Origin of the sequence: Modestobacter roseus (assembly GCF_007994135.1) — a bacterium.
Lineage (GTDB): Bacteria > Actinomycetota > Actinomycetes > Mycobacteriales > Geodermatophilaceae > Modestobacter > Modestobacter roseus.
The window spans coordinates 3,960,010-3,973,996 of the sequence record NZ_VLKF01000001.1 but is presented as its reverse complement, the minus strand read 5'-3'; the positions used below and the strand labels follow the sequence as shown (position 1 = coordinate 3,973,996).

General features: G+C 73.8%; 11 protein-coding genes. 2 read left to right on the top strand and 9 right to left on the bottom strand.

What is annotated here, in order from left to right:
- Positions 1-3: 3 nt before the first annotated feature.
- The 9 genes from JD78_RS19025 to JD78_RS18985 form a co-directional block, all read right to left on the bottom strand.
- The gene (locus JD78_RS19025) at positions 4-1,035 is read right to left on the bottom strand and encodes an ABC transporter ATP-binding protein (RefSeq protein ID WP_153359213.1); all 1,032 of its coding nucleotides are present in this window, start codon (positions 1,033-1,035) and stop codon (positions 4-6) included.
- Positions 1,032-2,039 carry an ABC transporter ATP-binding protein gene (locus tag JD78_RS19020; protein ID WP_153359211.1) on the bottom strand — a complete coding sequence of 336 codons (1,008 nt, stop codon included), beginning with the start codon at positions 2,037-2,039 and terminating at the stop codon, positions 1,032-1,034. The genes JD78_RS19025 and JD78_RS19020 overlap by 4 nt, the downstream gene beginning before the upstream one ends.
- A gap of 179 nt (positions 2,040-2,218) precedes the next feature.
- On the bottom strand, positions 2,219-3,241 hold the full coding sequence (locus tag JD78_RS19015) for an ABC transporter permease (protein ID WP_153359210.1): 1,023 nt from the start codon (positions 3,239-3,241) through the stop codon (positions 2,219-2,221).
- A complete protein-coding gene (locus tag JD78_RS19010; RefSeq protein ID WP_228395091.1) occupies positions 3,238-4,170 on the bottom strand; it encodes an ABC transporter permease in 933 nt (310 codons plus the stop codon). Before JD78_RS19010 ends, JD78_RS19015 begins: the two co-directional genes overlap by 4 nt.
- Positions 4,171-4,178: 8 nt before the next feature.
- The gene (locus tag JD78_RS19005; protein ID WP_153359208.1) at positions 4,179-5,708 is read right to left on the bottom strand and encodes an ABC transporter substrate-binding protein; all 1,530 of its coding nucleotides are present in this window, start codon (positions 5,706-5,708) and stop codon (positions 4,179-4,181) included.
- A 156-nt stretch (positions 5,709-5,864) separates the two neighbouring features.
- Complete coding sequence (locus JD78_RS19000; protein WP_153359206.1) at positions 5,865-7,352, bottom strand: aldehyde dehydrogenase family protein; 1,488 nt, start codon at positions 7,350-7,352, stop codon at positions 5,865-5,867.
- A gap of 134 nt (positions 7,353-7,486) precedes the next feature.
- Complete coding sequence (locus JD78_RS18995; RefSeq protein WP_153359311.1) at positions 7,487-8,335, bottom strand: MaoC family dehydratase; 849 nt, start codon at positions 8,333-8,335, stop codon at positions 7,487-7,489.
- Positions 8,335-9,687 (bottom strand): 3-oxoacyl-ACP reductase, encoded by a 1,353-nt coding sequence (locus JD78_RS18990; RefSeq protein WP_153359204.1) that lies wholly within the window; start codon positions 9,685-9,687, stop codon positions 8,335-8,337. The genes JD78_RS18995 and JD78_RS18990 overlap by 1 nt, the downstream gene beginning before the upstream one ends.
- A gap of 106 nt (positions 9,688-9,793) precedes the next feature.
- A complete protein-coding gene (locus tag JD78_RS18985; protein ID WP_153359202.1) occupies positions 9,794-11,077 on the bottom strand; it encodes an acetyl-CoA C-acetyltransferase in 1,284 nt (427 codons plus the stop codon).
- 123 nt (positions 11,078-11,200) lie between these two features.
- Here JD78_RS18985 and JD78_RS18980 point away from each other — a divergent pair, with 123 nt between their 5' ends.
- Together JD78_RS18980 and JD78_RS18975 are read left to right on the top strand one after the other, a co-directional pair.
- Positions 11,201-11,911, top strand: a complete 711-nt coding sequence (locus JD78_RS18980) for a TetR family transcriptional regulator (RefSeq protein ID WP_153359200.1) — start codon at positions 11,201-11,203, stop codon at positions 11,909-11,911.
- On the top strand, positions 11,908-13,953 hold the full coding sequence (locus tag JD78_RS18975; RefSeq protein WP_153359198.1) for an acyl-CoA dehydrogenase family protein: 2,046 nt from the start codon (positions 11,908-11,910) through the stop codon (positions 13,951-13,953). The genes JD78_RS18980 and JD78_RS18975 overlap by 4 nt, the downstream gene beginning before the upstream one ends.
- Positions 13,954-13,987 lie beyond the last annotated feature (34 nt).

Here is a 13,987-nt window from a genome sequence, read left to right as displayed (position 1 = left end):
GCCTCAGGCCGGCGCGGCACCCGCCTCCTCCGCCACCGGCGTCCCGACCACGCCGTGCAGGTGGCAGGCGGCGAGCTGGCCGGGTACGCCGGCCGGCTGGAGCGCCGGGTCGACGTCGTCGCAGGGCTCGAAGACGGAGGGGCAGCGGGTGCGGAACCGGCAGCCGCTGGGCACCGCCGCCGGGGACGGGACGTCGCCGCGCAGCACGATCCGCTCCCGGGCACGCTCCACCGACGGGTGCGGCACCGGGACGGCGGACAGCAGCGCCTGCGTGTAGGGCATCTGCGGTTCGCTGCCCACCGCCGCGGCCGGCCCGACCTCCACGATCCGCCCCAGGTACATGACCGCGATCCGGTCCGAGACGTGCCGGACGGCGGACAGGTCGTGCGAGATGAACAGCAGCGTCAGGCCCAGCCGGCGCTGCAGCCCGCGCAGCAGGTTCAGCACCTGCGCCTGCACGCTCACGTCGAGGGAGGCGATCGCCTCGTCGCAGACCAGGAAGTCCGGCTCCCCGGCCAGCGCCCGGGCGATGCCCACCCGCTGCCGCTGACCGCCGGAGAACTCGTGCGGGTACCGCCCGGCCACGGCCGGGTCGAGCCCGACCAGCTCCAGCAGCTCCCCCACCCGCGCCGCGCGCTCGCGCCGTCCGGGGTGCAGGCCGTGCACCTCCAGCGGCTCGGCGACCGTCTGCGCCACCGTGCGCCGCGGGTCGAGCGAGGCGAACGGGTCCTGGAACACCATCCCGGCCCGCCGCCGCAGCCGGCGCAGGTCGCCGCTGGACAGCGACGTGACGTCGGTGCCGTCGAAGGTGACCGTGCCGCCGGTCGGCTCGACCAGCCGCAGCAGCGCGTTGCCCAGCGTCGACTTCCCGCAGCCGGACTCCCCCACCAGGCCGAGGGTCTCGCCCCGGCGGACCTCGAGGTCCACGCCGTCGACCGCCCGCACCGCGCCCGTGGTCCGGCGCAGCACCCCCGAGCGGATCGGGAAGTGCACCTGCAGGCCGCGGGCGGAGACCAGCACGTCGTCGTCGCTCATCGGGCCTCCTCCGTGCACCAGGTCGCCGCCCGGTGCGGCAGCCCGCCGCCGCCCGCCCCGAGGACGGCGAGCGGGGGCTGCTCGGTCTCACAGCGCGGGTCGGCGCGGACCGGGCAGCGTGGCCAGAACACGCAGCCGGCCGGCAGGTCGGTGGGCGCCGGCGGGGTGCCGGGCACCGTGGCCAGGTCGGGCACCGAGCCGTCGGCACGCGGCTCCGCCAGGTCGGGCAGGGCGCCCAGCAGGCCCCGGGTGTAGGGGTGCGCGGGGTGCTCCAGGACGTCGTCGACCGTGCCGTCCTCCACGCACCGCCCGCCGTACATGACCAGCACCCGGTCGGCGATGCCGGCGACCACGCCCAGGTCGTGGGTGATCCAGACGACGCCGGTGCCGTGCTCGCGCTGCAGCCGCTCGACCAGCTCGATGATCTGCGCCTGCACCGTGACGTCGAGGGCGGTGGTGGCCTCGTCGGCGATCAGCAGCGCCGGGGAGCTGCTCAGCGCGATCGCGATCATCACCCGCTGCCGCATGCCGCCGGAGAGCTCGTGCGGGTACCGGTCCAGCGCCTTGCCCGGGTCGGGCAGCCCCACCTCGGCCAGCAGCTCGGCGGCGCGCTCCCGGGCGGCCGCCTTGCCGACGTCGGCGTGCGCGCGGATGCCCTCGACCAGCTGGCGCCCGACGGTCAGCACCGGGTTCAGCGAGGTCATCGGGTCCTGGAAGACCATCCCGATGCCCGGTCCGCGCACCTCGCGCAGCCGGTCCGGGCGCATGGTCAGCAGGTCCTCGCCGTCCAGCCGGGCCGCGCCGCTGACGGTGGCGACGCCGTCGGGCAGCAGCCCCATCAGCGCGAGCACCGAGACGCTCTTGCCGCTGCCGGACTCCCCCACCACCGCGACGGTCTCGCCGCGGCCCACGGTGTAGCTGATCCCGTTGACCACGTCGGCCGGCCCGCGCGGGGTGCGCAGCCGCACCCGCAGGTCCTGCACGTCCAGCACCGGCTCGCTCACTGGCGACGCACTCACTGTGCCCTCTGGTTCGCTCCCGCGGGACGCTCCGCTCCTCGCTCGCTGGCGCTCGCTGCGATGCTCACGCCCCGGTCGGCTCACTGTGCCCTCTGGTTCGCTCCCGCGGGACGCTCCGCTCCTCGCTCGCTGGCGCTCGCTGCGATGCTCACGCCCCGGTCCGCTCACTGCCGGCCTCCGCTCATCGCCGTCCGCTGCCGCGGGTCGAGCACGTCGCGCAGCCCGTCGCCGAGCAGGTTGAACGACAGCACCAGCAGGAAGATCGCCAGCCCGGGGAAGACCGCGATCCACCAGGCCAGCTCGATGTAGCCGCGCCCCTCGGACAGCATCAGCCCCCACGACGGGTCCGGCGGCTGGGTGCCCAGGCCGAGGAAGGACAGCGCCGCCTCGGACAGCACCGCGAACGCCAGGCTCACCGAGGTCTGCACGATGATCGGCGGGGCGGCGTTGGGCAGCACGTGCCGGAACAGCAGCCGCAGGTCCGAGGAGCCCACCGACCGGGACGCCCGGACGTAGACCTCCTCCCGCACGCTGAGCACGCTGGAGCGGGTGACCCGCGCGAAGATCGGGATGTAGACGATGCCGATGGCGATGGTCGTGTTCGTCAGGCCCGGCCCGAGGATGGCGACGATCGAGATCGCCAGCAGCACCGCGGGGAAGGCGAAGAGCATGTCCATGAACCGCATCAGGGCGTCGTCGACCCACTTGCCGTAGAAGCCGGCGAGCAGCCCGATCAGCGTGCCGACGACCAGGGAGATGCTGACCGCGATCAGCCCCACCCGCAGCGAGACCGTCGCCCCCAGGACCACCCGGGAGAGCACGTCGCGCCCCAGGTCGTCGGTGCCGAACGGGTGCTCGAGGCTCGGTGCCTGCAGCCGGTCGGCGACGGAGATCTCGTTGGCGGTCTGCGGCGCGAGCTGGTCGTCGAGGAGGGCGACGACGACCATCAGCAGGATCCACCCGGCCGCGATCGCCGCGGTCGGGTTGCGCAGCAGCAGGCCCAGCGTCTCCCGCCAGCGCGGGCGCTCGGGCCGCAGCGGGGCGGCCGGCTGGCCGGTGCGGTTCCCGGCGGTCGGCTGGTCGGTACGGGCCCCGGCGGTCGGCGTCCCGACGGTGGCGGAGCCGTAGGGGCCGCCGTCCGGCGGCTCGGCGGCCGGGCTCGGGCCCGGGTCGGCAGGGGTGGTCATCGGCGGGCGATCCTCGGGTCCAGCCGGCTGTACAGCAGGTCGACCACCAGATTGACCAGCAGGAACACCAGCGCGAACAGCAGCACGGCGCCCTGCAGCACCGGGTAGTCACGGGCCTGCACCGCCTGCAGGGCCAGCTGGCCGAGCCCCGGCCAGGAGAAGACGATCTCCACCACGACCACCCCGGACAGCAGGTAGGCCAGCTGCACGCCGGTGACGGTGACCAGCGGCAGCAGCGCGTTGCGCAGCACGTGCCAGCTGAGCACCTGCCGCGCCTTCAGCCCCTTCGCCCGCGCCGTCCGCACGTGGTCCTGACCCAGCGCCTCCAGCACGCTGGAACGGACGAAGCGGGTGATCACCGAGCCGGAGACGACGCCGGTGACGACCGCCGGCATGATCAGCCGCTGGAACCAGCCCCACGGGTCCTCGGTCAGCGGCACGTAGCCGCCCGAGGGCAGCCAGCCCAGCGTCCCGGCGAAGACCAGGATCAGCACGATCCCCATCCAGAAGTCCGGCACCGAGATGCCGATCTGGCTGAGCACCGTGGCGCCCCGGTCGACCAGCGACCGGGGGCGCAGCGCGGAGATCGTGCCCAGCGGGACGGCGATGAGCAGCGCCACGACGATGGCCGCGAACGCCAGGGTCAGCGTCGCCGGCAGCCGCTCGAGGATCTGCCCGGTCACCGGCTCGCCGCTGCGGAAGCTCACCCCGAGGTCGCCGGTGAGCGCCCGGCCGGCCCAGGTGAAGTACTGCTGCAGCAGCGGCTGGTCCAGCCCGGACCGCTGCTGCAGGGCGTCGTAGCTCTCCTGGGAGAACCGGGTGCCCAGCGCCAGGCGCACCGGGTCGCCGGGGACGAGGTGGACCAGGGCGAACACGATGACGCTCACCCCGGCCAGCACGACCAGCGACTGACCGGTGCGCCGGAGCAGGTACCCGGTCAGGGCAGCTCCACGTCCTCGAAGTTGATCGCCTTGTCCGGCCGGATCGTGTAGCCCGACAGCCCCGGAGCCCACGCCTGCACGACGTCGGGGTTGTAGAGGTACACGTAGGAGGCGTCGTCGACGATCAGCTGCGCGGCCTGGTCGTAGAGGTCCTTGCGGGCGTCCTGGTCGGTCTCGCTGGCCGCCGCGGTCAGCAGCCGGTCGACCTCGGGGTTGCTGTAGCCCTGGTAGTTGCTGGAGCCGTCGGTGATGTGCTGGGCGTGGTAGTAGTCGAACGGGTCGATGTTGCCCAGCCAGCCCAGCAGGAAGGCGTCGAAGTCACCCTGCGACTGGCGGTCCAGCCAGGTGGCGAAGTCGACGGTCTGCACGTCCACGTCGATCCCGATCGGCTCCAGCTGGCTGGCGATCACCTGGGCGGCGGTGACCGTCTCCGGGAACTCGTCGGTGACCATCAGGCCCATCGAGATGGGCGTCTGCACGCCGGCCTGCTGGAGCAGCTGCTCCGCGGCCGCCGGGTCGGCGTCGTAGGGGGCGTAGTCGGAGTAGAAGAAGCTGTCCTCGGGGATCGCCGTCTGGTTCGGCTCGGCGGCGCCGAACCGGGCCGCCTCGGTGACCGCGCCGCGGTCGATGGCGGTGGCGATCGCCTGGCGCACCGCCGGGTTGCCGAACGGCTCCCGGGCGTAGTTCATCGACATGTACCAGTAGTCGACGCTCGGGGTGGTGGCCAGCTCGACCTGGTCGTTGCCCTCCAGCGACTCGATCTGCTGCGGCGGGACGTTGTCGGTCCACTGCACCTCGCCGTTCTCCAGCGCGGTCAGCGCGGCGGCGGGCTCGGTGATGTAGCGGAACTCGACGCCGTCGACGCTCGGCGCGCCACCCCAGTAGTCCTCGTAGGCGGCCAGCTCGGTGCTGCCGGCGTCGGAGCTCTCCAGCGTGAACGGCCCGGTGCCCACCGCCTCGGTGGTCAGGTCGTACTCCTCGGCCGCACCCTCGGGGAGGATCGCCATCCCCTTGAAGCCGCCGATCAGCGCCGGCAGGTTCGGCGTCGGCTGGCTCACCTGGATCTCGACCGTGGTCGGGTCGACCGCGGTCACCGACTCGACGTTGGCGAACCGGTAGGCGTTGTTCAGCTCCTCGTCGATGATCCGGTCGTAGGAGTAGACGACGTCGGCGGCGTCGAACTCGCTGCCGTCGTGGAAGGTGACGTCGTCCCGCAGGGTGAACGTCCAGGTCAGCCCGTCGTCGCTGGTCTCCCAGTCGGTGGCGAGGCTGGGCTCCATCGTGAGGTCCTCGGGGTTGGGGACCACGAGGGTGTCGTAGACGTTCTCCAGCACCTGGAAGCTCGGGTAGGCGCTGGTCACGTGCGGGTCGAACTGGTCGGGCTGGGCGCTCACCGCGGCGACGAGCGTGTTGTCGCCGCCGGAGCTGCCACCGCCGTTGCCGGTGTCGACGCTCTCCCCGCCGGAGCAGGCGGTCAGCGCCAGCGCACCGGCGGTGCCGAGGAACAGGAGTCGTGGGGCGCGCACGGGCTTGCCTCCGGGGTCGACGTCAGATCCACTCCCGACCCTGGTCCTGCCGCCGGGTCGTTGCAGGCCGGGACCGGTGATCGTTGCCGCTTCGTGATCATGCGGCGGCGGCCGCCGTCCAGGCTGCGGACGGCGGCCGCGAGGGCCACGTGCGTCTCAGAGCGCGACGTAGACCGACTTCGTCTGCAGGTACTCGTCGAGCGCCTCGGGACCGTTCTCCCGGCCGTAGCCCGACGCCTTGTAGCCGCCGAAGGGCAGCGAGACGTCGAGGATGCCGTAGGTGTTCACCCAGATCAGCCCGGCCTCCAGCCGTGCTGCGACCCGGTGGGCGCGGGCGACGTCCTTCGTGTGCAGACCGGCGGCCAGCCCGTAGGGCGTGCCGTTGGCCAGCGCGATCGCCTCCTCCTCGGTGTCGAACACCTGCACGGTGAGCACCGGGCCGAAGATCTCCTCCTGCACCAGCCGGGAGTCCTGGGCGACGTCGGCGACCACGGTCGGCGCCATGTAGAAGCCGCCGTCCTTCTCGATCCGCTGCCCGCCGGCGACGACCCGGCCACGGCCGCCCTCGCCGTCCGCCAGCGCCACGAACCGCTCGACGTTCTCCAGGTGCCGCTCGCCGGCCATCGGCCCGACGACCGTGCCCTCGTCCAGCGGGTCGCCGACCGGCACGTGCGTGGCACCGCCGACGACGCCGGCGAGCACCTGCTCGTAGACCCCGCGCTGCACCAGCAGGCGCGTGCCGCCCATGCAGAACTGGCCGGTGTTGAAGACGAACGCGGAGACCGCCGCCTGCACGGCCTCGTCCAGGTCGGCGTCGTCGAACACGATGTTGGCCGACTTGCCGCCCAGCTCCATGGTCACCGGGGTGACGTTCGCGGCCGCGGTGGCGGCGATCGCGCTGCCGACCTTCGTCGAGCCGGTGAAGGCGATCCGGTCCACGTCCGGGTGCCGGGTGAGCCGGTCGCCGGCGACGGCGCCGTGCCCGGTGACCACGTTCAGCACCCCGGCGGGCAGCCCGGCCTCGGTGAGCAGCTCGGCGATCCGCAGCGCGGTCAGCGGGGTGTCCTCGGCGGGCTTGTGGACGACGGTGTTCCCGGCCGCCAGCGCGGGGGCGATCTTCGACGTCGACAGGATCATCGGGAAGTTGAACGGGGTGATCGCGGCGACCACGCCCAGCGGCTCGCGCCGGGTGTAGGCCAGGCCCGGGCCGCGGATGCCGCGGGTGGCGCCCTCGATCGCGCCGGCGAGCCCCGCGAAGTAGGAGAAGTGCTCGGCGGTCGTGTTGGTGTCGATCATCCGGGCGAAGGTGATCGGCTTGCCGGTGTCCAGGCTCTCCAGCCGGGCCAGCTCCTCGCCGTGCTCCATGATCAGCGCGGCGGCGCGCTGCAGGACGGCGCCGCGCTCGCGCGGGCTCATCGTGCGCCACGGTCCGCTGTCGAAGGCCCGGCGGGCGGCGGCGACGGCGCGGTCGACGTCCTCGACCGTGCCCTCGGGGACCGTGGTGACGACGCGGCCGGTCGACGGGTCGACCACGTCGCGGCGCTCGCTGCCGCTGCCGTCGGACCACTGACCGTCGATGTAGTGCTTCCCCGGGGGCAGCACGACCTGCTCGGCGTGGTCCTGGGTCAGTGTGTCGGTGCTCATCTCTCCCTCTCCCGGGCAGCCCCGCGGGGGGCCGCCCTCCGCGACGGCGCTGTCGGGGAGAACCGTCCGACACCCGCGCCGGAATGTCACGCCCTCCCGGCGCGCGACCTGCCGCCAGGCGGAAGTCGGAGGGGTCAGACGGGACGGATGACGGAGACCACGTGCTCGACGCCGCTCTTCTCGTTGCGGACGGCGAGGTCCCAGCCGCCGTCCCGCTGCTCGGTCGCCAGGGTGACGGTGGAGGGCAGGAACAGCGGCTTGCGGAAGCCGACGTCCACGCTGACCGCGTCGGGCAGCCGGCCGGACAGCGCCGCCAGCGCCCGCGCCTTGACCCACATGCCGTGCGCGATCGCCCGCTTGAAGCCGAACGCCTTGGCGGTCAGCCCGGAGAGGTGGATCGGGTTCACGTCGCCGGAGACCTTCGCGTACCGCCGTCCGGCGCCATCGGGCACCCGCCAGCGGGCGGCGACCCGCTCGACCTCGCCCACCGGCACCTCGACGTCGGCCTCCGGCGCGCCGTCCGGCGCCGCGGCCCCGCGGGCCAGGTAGGTCGACCGGCCGCGCCAGACCTCGTCACCCCGGCTGCGCACCGAGGCCACCAGGTCGACGGTCGCCCCGCTCCGGTGGGTGGCGAACCGGTCGGCCCAGACCTCGAGGTCGAGCGCCTCGTCGACCCCGATCGGCCGGTTCACGGTGATCCGGTTGCGCACGTGCACCAGCCCGGGCAGCGCCAGCGGGAACGACCGGTCGGCCATCAGCGCGACCTGCAGCGGGAAGGTGAGCACGTGCGGGAAGGTGACCGGCAGCGCGTCGGCCAGCGGGAACCGGCAGACGGCGGCGTAGTCGGCCAGCTGCGCCGGGTCGACGGTCACCCCGGTGCGGGCCAGGTGGGTGTCGGGCAGGTCGCCGCCGCGGCCGCGGGCGGTGACCGCCGCCCTGGCGAACAGCGCCGCCATGTTCGGCGGGTCGGTGAGGACGATCATCACGCCCCCAGCAGCGACTGGCCGCACACCCGCACGACCTGGCCGTTGACCCCGGCGCTGGCCGGCTGGGCGAGGAAGGCGATCGTCTCGGCGACGTCGACCGGCAGCCCGCCCTGCTGCAGCGAGTTCAGCCGCGAGCCGACCTCGCGGGTGCCCAGCGGCATCGTCGCGGTCATCTCGGTGACGATGAAGCCCGGCGCGACCGCGTTGATCGTGGCGCCCCGCTCGGCGAACTCCGGCGCCCAGGCGCGCACCATGCCGATGATCCCGGCCTTGGACGCCGCGTAGTTGGTCTGCCCGCGGTTGCCCGCGATGCCCGACTGCGAGCTGACGCTGACCACCCGGGCGCCCGGCTTCAGCGCGCCGTCGGTGTCCAGCAGCGCCTGCGTGATGTCCAGCTGCGCCTGCAGGTTCACCGCCATGACGGAGTTCCAGCGGGCGGCGTCCATGTTCACCAGCAGCTTGTCCCGGGTGATCCCGGCGTTGTGCACGACGACGTCCACCCCGCCGTGCCGGGCGATCAGCTGCGTCGCCAGCCGCGGGCCGGCGTCGTCGGCGGTGATGTCGAGCGCGACCGCCGTCCCCCCGATCTCGTTGGCCACCGACGCCAGCTGCTCGCCGGCGGCCGGGACGTCGACCGCGACGACGTGCGCGCCGTCGCGGGACAGCACCCGGGCGATCGCCGCACCGATGCCGCGGGCCGCGCCGGTGACGACGGCGACCTTCCCGGCCAGCGGGCGCTCGTCGTCCTGGCTCGCCGGGGTGGCGCCGGTCAGGGTGAGCACCTGACCGTCGACGTAGGCCGCGCGGCCGGACAGGAAGAACCGCAACGGGCCGCCCAGCGCCGGCTCGGCGCCCTCGGGCACGAGCACCAGGTTGGCGGTGCCGCCGTTGCGCAGCTCCTTGGCCAGCGAGCGGACCAGCCCCTCCAGCGCCTGGCGGGCCGCGGCCTGCGCCGGGCCCTCCGCCGTCGCCGGCGGGTCGGCCAGCACCAGCACCCGCCCGCTGGCCCCGAGCCGCTTCATCGCGGGGGCGAGCAGGTCGTGGGCGGCGGCGAGGTCGCCCGGGCCGGTCAGGCCGGTGGCGTCCAGCACGACGGCGCCCAGCTTCGCGCCGCCGTCGTCGCCGTCGGCCACCACGGGGGAGACCACGGTGACCCCGGCGTCGCGCAGCAACGCGGTCACCTGGTCCCGCAGCCGGCCCTGACCGGCGGAGCCGACCAGCGCAGGCCCGGGGAGCAGCGGCTGGCCGGGCTCGTACCGGCGCAGCTGCGCCGGCCGGGGCAGCCCCAGCTGCTTGGTGATGGTCGTACCGACGCCGGAGTTGGCGAAGTCGCGGTACCAGTCGCTCACAGGTGATCTCCTTCGATCCGGCTTTCGGCGCCGAATGCCGGCCGGGTTTCGGCGCCGAATGCCGGCCGGGTTTCGGCGCCGAGACCTGGAAGTGGGTGGTGGCGGGTCAGGACTCGAGGATCGCGACGACGCCCTGGCCGCCGGCCGCGCAGATGGAGATCAGCCCGCGCTTGCCCGGGCCGGCCTCGTGCAGCGTCTTCGCCAGCGTCGCGACGATCCGGCCGCCGGTGGCGGCGAACGGGTGCCCGGCGGCCAGCGACGAGCCGTGCACGTTCAGCTTCGCCCGGTCGATCGACCCGAGCGGGGCGTCCAGCCCGAGCTTCTCCTTGCAGAACGCCGGGCTCTCCCAGGCCTTCATCGTGGCGAGCACCGTGGAGGCGAACGCCTCGTGGACCTCGTAGAAGTCGAAGTCCTGCAGCGTGAGCCCGTTGCGCGCCAGCAGCACCGGGACGGCGTAGGCGGGGGCCATCAGCAGGCCCTCGCCGCCGTGCACGTAGTCGACCGCGGCGGTCTGCGCGTCGACGAGGTGGGCGAGCACCGGCAGGTCGCGCTCGGCGGCCCACTCGTCGCTGGCCAGCAGCACGGCGGAGGCGCCGTCGGTGAGCGGGGTGGAGTTGCCGGCGGTCATCGTGGCGTCGTCGCCGCGCCCGAAGACCGGCTTCAGCGCCGCCAGCTTCTCCACCGAGGTGTCCGGCCGCAGGTTGTTGTCCCGCGCCAGCCCCAGGAACGGCGTCACCAGGTCGTCGAAGAAGCCGGCGTCCCAGGCCGCGGCCAGCGCGTGGTGCGAGCGGACGGCGAGCTCGTCCTGCTCCGCGCGGCCGATCTCCCACTCCTTCGCGGTGATGGCCGCGTGGTCGCCCATCGCCAGGCCGGTGCGCGGCTCGGCGTTGCGCGGGATCTCGGGAGCCAGCTGGCCCGGGCGCAGCCGGCCGAGCGCCTTGAGCCGCTGCTGCACGGTCTTCGCCCGGTTGAGCTCCATGAGCACGCGGCGCAGGTCCTCGCTCACCGCGACCGGGGCGTCGGAGGCGGTGTCGACGCCGCCGGCGATGCCCGACTCGACCTGACCGAGGGCGATCTTGTTCGCGACGAGGACCGCCGCCTCGAGGCCGGTGCCGCAGGCCTGCTGCACGTCGTAGGCGGGGGTCGCGGCCGACAGGCGCGAGCCGAGCACCGCCTCGCGGGTCAGGTTGAAGTCGCGGGAGTGCTTGAGGACGGCGCCGGCGACGACCTCCCCGACCTGCTCGCCCTGCAGCCCGAAGCGGGCGACCAGCCCGTCGAGGGTGGCGGTGAGCATGTCGGAGTTGCTCGCCCGGGCGTAGGCGCCGTTGGCGCGGGCGAAGGGGATGCGGTTGCCGCCGACGATCGCGGCCTTCCGGGTCTGTGCAGCCATGGGAGGACCTCCGAGGTCGTTGATGGCCATATCCGCCCCCGCACGCGGGGCAGAAATGGCCATTTCTGCCCCGAGGGGGGTGAGCGCTGTCAGGTACCGACGGTATCAGGTACTTTCGGTGCCGTGAACACCGAGACGGCGCCCGCACCGCGGGACCGGCGCGACTCCCGCTGGGACGCGCACCGGCGCGCGCGGCGCGAGCAGCTGGTGGAGGCGACGCTGGCCGCCGTCGGCCGGCACGGACCCGGCGTCGGGATGGACGAGATCGCCGCCGAGGCCGGCACCAGCAAGACCGTCGTCTACCGGCACTTCGCCGACCGCAGCGAGCTGCACGTCGCCGTCTGCGCCCGGGTCGCCGAGCAGCTGACCCGCAAGCTGCGCGAGGCGATCGGCAGCAGCGAGCACCCCCGGCAGATGGTCTCGGCCGCCGTCGAGACCTACCTGGCGTTCATCGAGGCCGACCCGGGCGTGTACCGCTTCGTCGTCGGCCAGTCCCTCGCCGACCGGCCGGTCGACCTGATGACCGAGGGCAAGGACCCGATCAGCAGCCTGTCGGACCTGATCGGCGACGAGGTCGGCGCCCTGGTCGCCGTCGCGCTCGACCGCGCCGGGCAGGACACCGCCGCTGCCGCGCCGTGGGGACACGGGGTGATCGGGCTGGTCCGCGCCGCCGCCGACTGGTGGCTCCGCGCCGACCGCCCGATGCCGCGCACCCAGCTCGCCGCGCACCTGACCGACCTGGCCTGGACCGGACTGCGCGGGGTCGTCACCCCCGCGTCGCGGAACACCAGGCCCTCAACCACCGCCCCCGCTCGTCCGATGGAGGACTCATGACCAGCACACCGACGCCGCTGACGCAGGTCGACCCCGCCCGGCTCACCGAGGTCCTCGACGGCCGCTGGGCGCACGTGCGCCGCGACGCCCGAGAGAAGCTCGGCACCGCCCACTACGCGACCGTGCACGGCGAGACGATGACCGAGGCCCGCGACCGGGCGACCCGCCTCGCCGCCGACCTGGCCACCACCGGGACCGTCGCGTTCGGCTACCCGCGGGCGTACGGCGGGTCCGACGACGCCGGCGCCTCGGTGGTCTCCATCGAGATGCTCGCCCAGGCCGACCTGTCGCTGATGGTCAAGGCCGGCGTGCAGTGGGGCCTGTTCGGCGGCGCCGTGCAGGCGCTGGGCACCCAGCGCCACCACGACGAGTTCCTCCCCCGGATCATCTCCTTCGACCTGCCCGGCTGCTTCGCGATGACCGAGACCGGCCACGGCTCCGACGTCCAGCAGTTGCGCACCACCTGCACCTACGACCCGGCGACGCAGACCTTCGACCTGCACACCCCGCACCAGGCCGCCCGCAAGGACTACATCGGCAACGCGGCGAAGGACGGCCGGATGGCGGTCGTCTTCGCCCAGCTGGTCACCGGCGGCCAGCGGCACGGCGTGCACGCCTGGCTGGTGCCGATCCGCGACGCCGACGGCAACCCGATGCCCGGGGTGACCATCGGGGACGACGGCCCGAAGGCCGGGCTGCTCGGCGTCGACAACGGCCGGCTGAGCTTCGACCACGTGACCGTCCCGCGGGACATGCTGCTGGACCGCTACGGCCAGGTCGCCCCCGATGGCACGTACACCTCGAGCATCGAGAACGAGACCCGGCGCTTCTTCACCATGCTCGGCACCCTGGTGCGCGGGCGGGTCAGCGTCGGCGGCTCGGCGTCCTCGGCGACGAAGGTGGCGCTGGAGATCGCCGTCCGCTACGGCGACGTGCGGCGCCAGTTCTCCACCCCCGGCGAGGAGCGCGAGGTCGTGGTCAACGACTACCTGGTGCACCAGCGGAAACTGCTGCCCGCGCTGGCGCGCAGCTACGCGTTCTCCTTCGCCCAGGAGGAGCTGCTCTGCACGATGCACGACGTGCTGGGTGCCGAGGCCGTCGACGAGGGGGCCCAGCGCGAGCTGGAGTCCCGGGCCGCCGGGCTCAAGGCGCTGCAGACCTGGCACGCCACGCAGACCATCCAGCTGTGCCGCGAGGCCTGTGGCGGCGCCGGCTACCTGCAGGAGAACCGGCTGCCCGGGCTGAAGGCCGACACCGACGTCTTCACCACCTTCGAGGGCGACAACACGGTGCTCCTGCAGCTGGTCGCCAAGGGCCTGCTCACCGGCTACCGGGACGCCTTCGGCTCCCTCGACGGCTGGGGCAAGGCCGCGTTCGTCGCCGAGCAGGTGCGGGAGACCGTGCTGGAGCGCACGGCGGCCCGGGCGCTGATCCAGCGGCTGGTCGACGCCGTGCCCGGCCGGGAGGACGACGTCCCCTTCACCGACCGCGGCTGGCAGCTGAAGATGCTGGAGGACCGGGAGGAGCACGTCCTGGAGGGCGTGATCAAGCGGCTGCGCAAGAACGCCGCCACCCACCGGGACGGCCGGCAGTTCGACGTCTTCAACGACGTGCAGGACCACGCCCTCAAGGCCGCCGAGGCGCACATGGAGCGGATCGTGCTGGAGGCGTTCGTCGCCGGCATCGAGCGGACGGCGGACCCGGCGGCGCGGGCGCTGCTGTCCCGGGTCTGCGACCTGTTCGCCCTGACCACCATCGAGGCGGACAAGGGCTGGTACCTGGAGCACTCGCGGATCAGCCCGCCCCGGGCCAAGGCGCTCACCGGCGCGGTCAACGAGCTGCTGGCCGAGCTGCGCCCGCACATGCGCACCCTGGTCGACGCCTTCGCCGTCCCCGACGCCTGGCTGAACTGCGCGATCCTGGCCGAGGAGCCGCGCCGCCAGGAGACGATGGCCGCCCACGACAGCACGCTGCGGGCACAGGGCACCGAGCCGCAGGCCGAGGAGACCGCCACCGACCTGGAGCTCGCCCCCGCCCAGTAGCCCCCCGCAGGGCGACAGTGGCCATTCTCGGCCC

Bases quoted from the DNA above. Each gene is read 5' to 3' on its own strand.
- JD78_RS19025 (WP_153359213.1), bottom strand. From the start codon at position 1,035: ATGAGCGACGACGACGTGCTGGTCTCCGCCCGCGGCCTGCAGGTGCAC.
- JD78_RS19015 (WP_153359210.1), bottom strand. From the start codon at position 3,241: ATGACCACCCCTGCCGACCCGGGCCCGAGCCCGGCCGCCGAGCCGCCG.
- JD78_RS19000 (WP_153359206.1), bottom strand. From the start codon at position 7,352: ATGAGCACCGACACACTGACCCAGGACCACGCCGAGCAGGTCGTGCTG.
- JD78_RS18985 (WP_153359202.1), bottom strand. From the start codon at position 11,077: ATGGCTGCACAGACCCGGAAGGCCGCGATCGTCGGCGGCAACCGCATC.
- JD78_RS18975 (WP_153359198.1), top strand. From the start codon at position 11,908: ATGACCAGCACACCGACGCCGCTGACGCAGGTCGACCCCGCCCGGCTC.
- JD78_RS18995 (WP_153359311.1), bottom strand. From the start codon at position 8,335: ATGATCGTCCTCACCGACCCGCCGAACATGGCGGCGCTGTTCGCCAGG.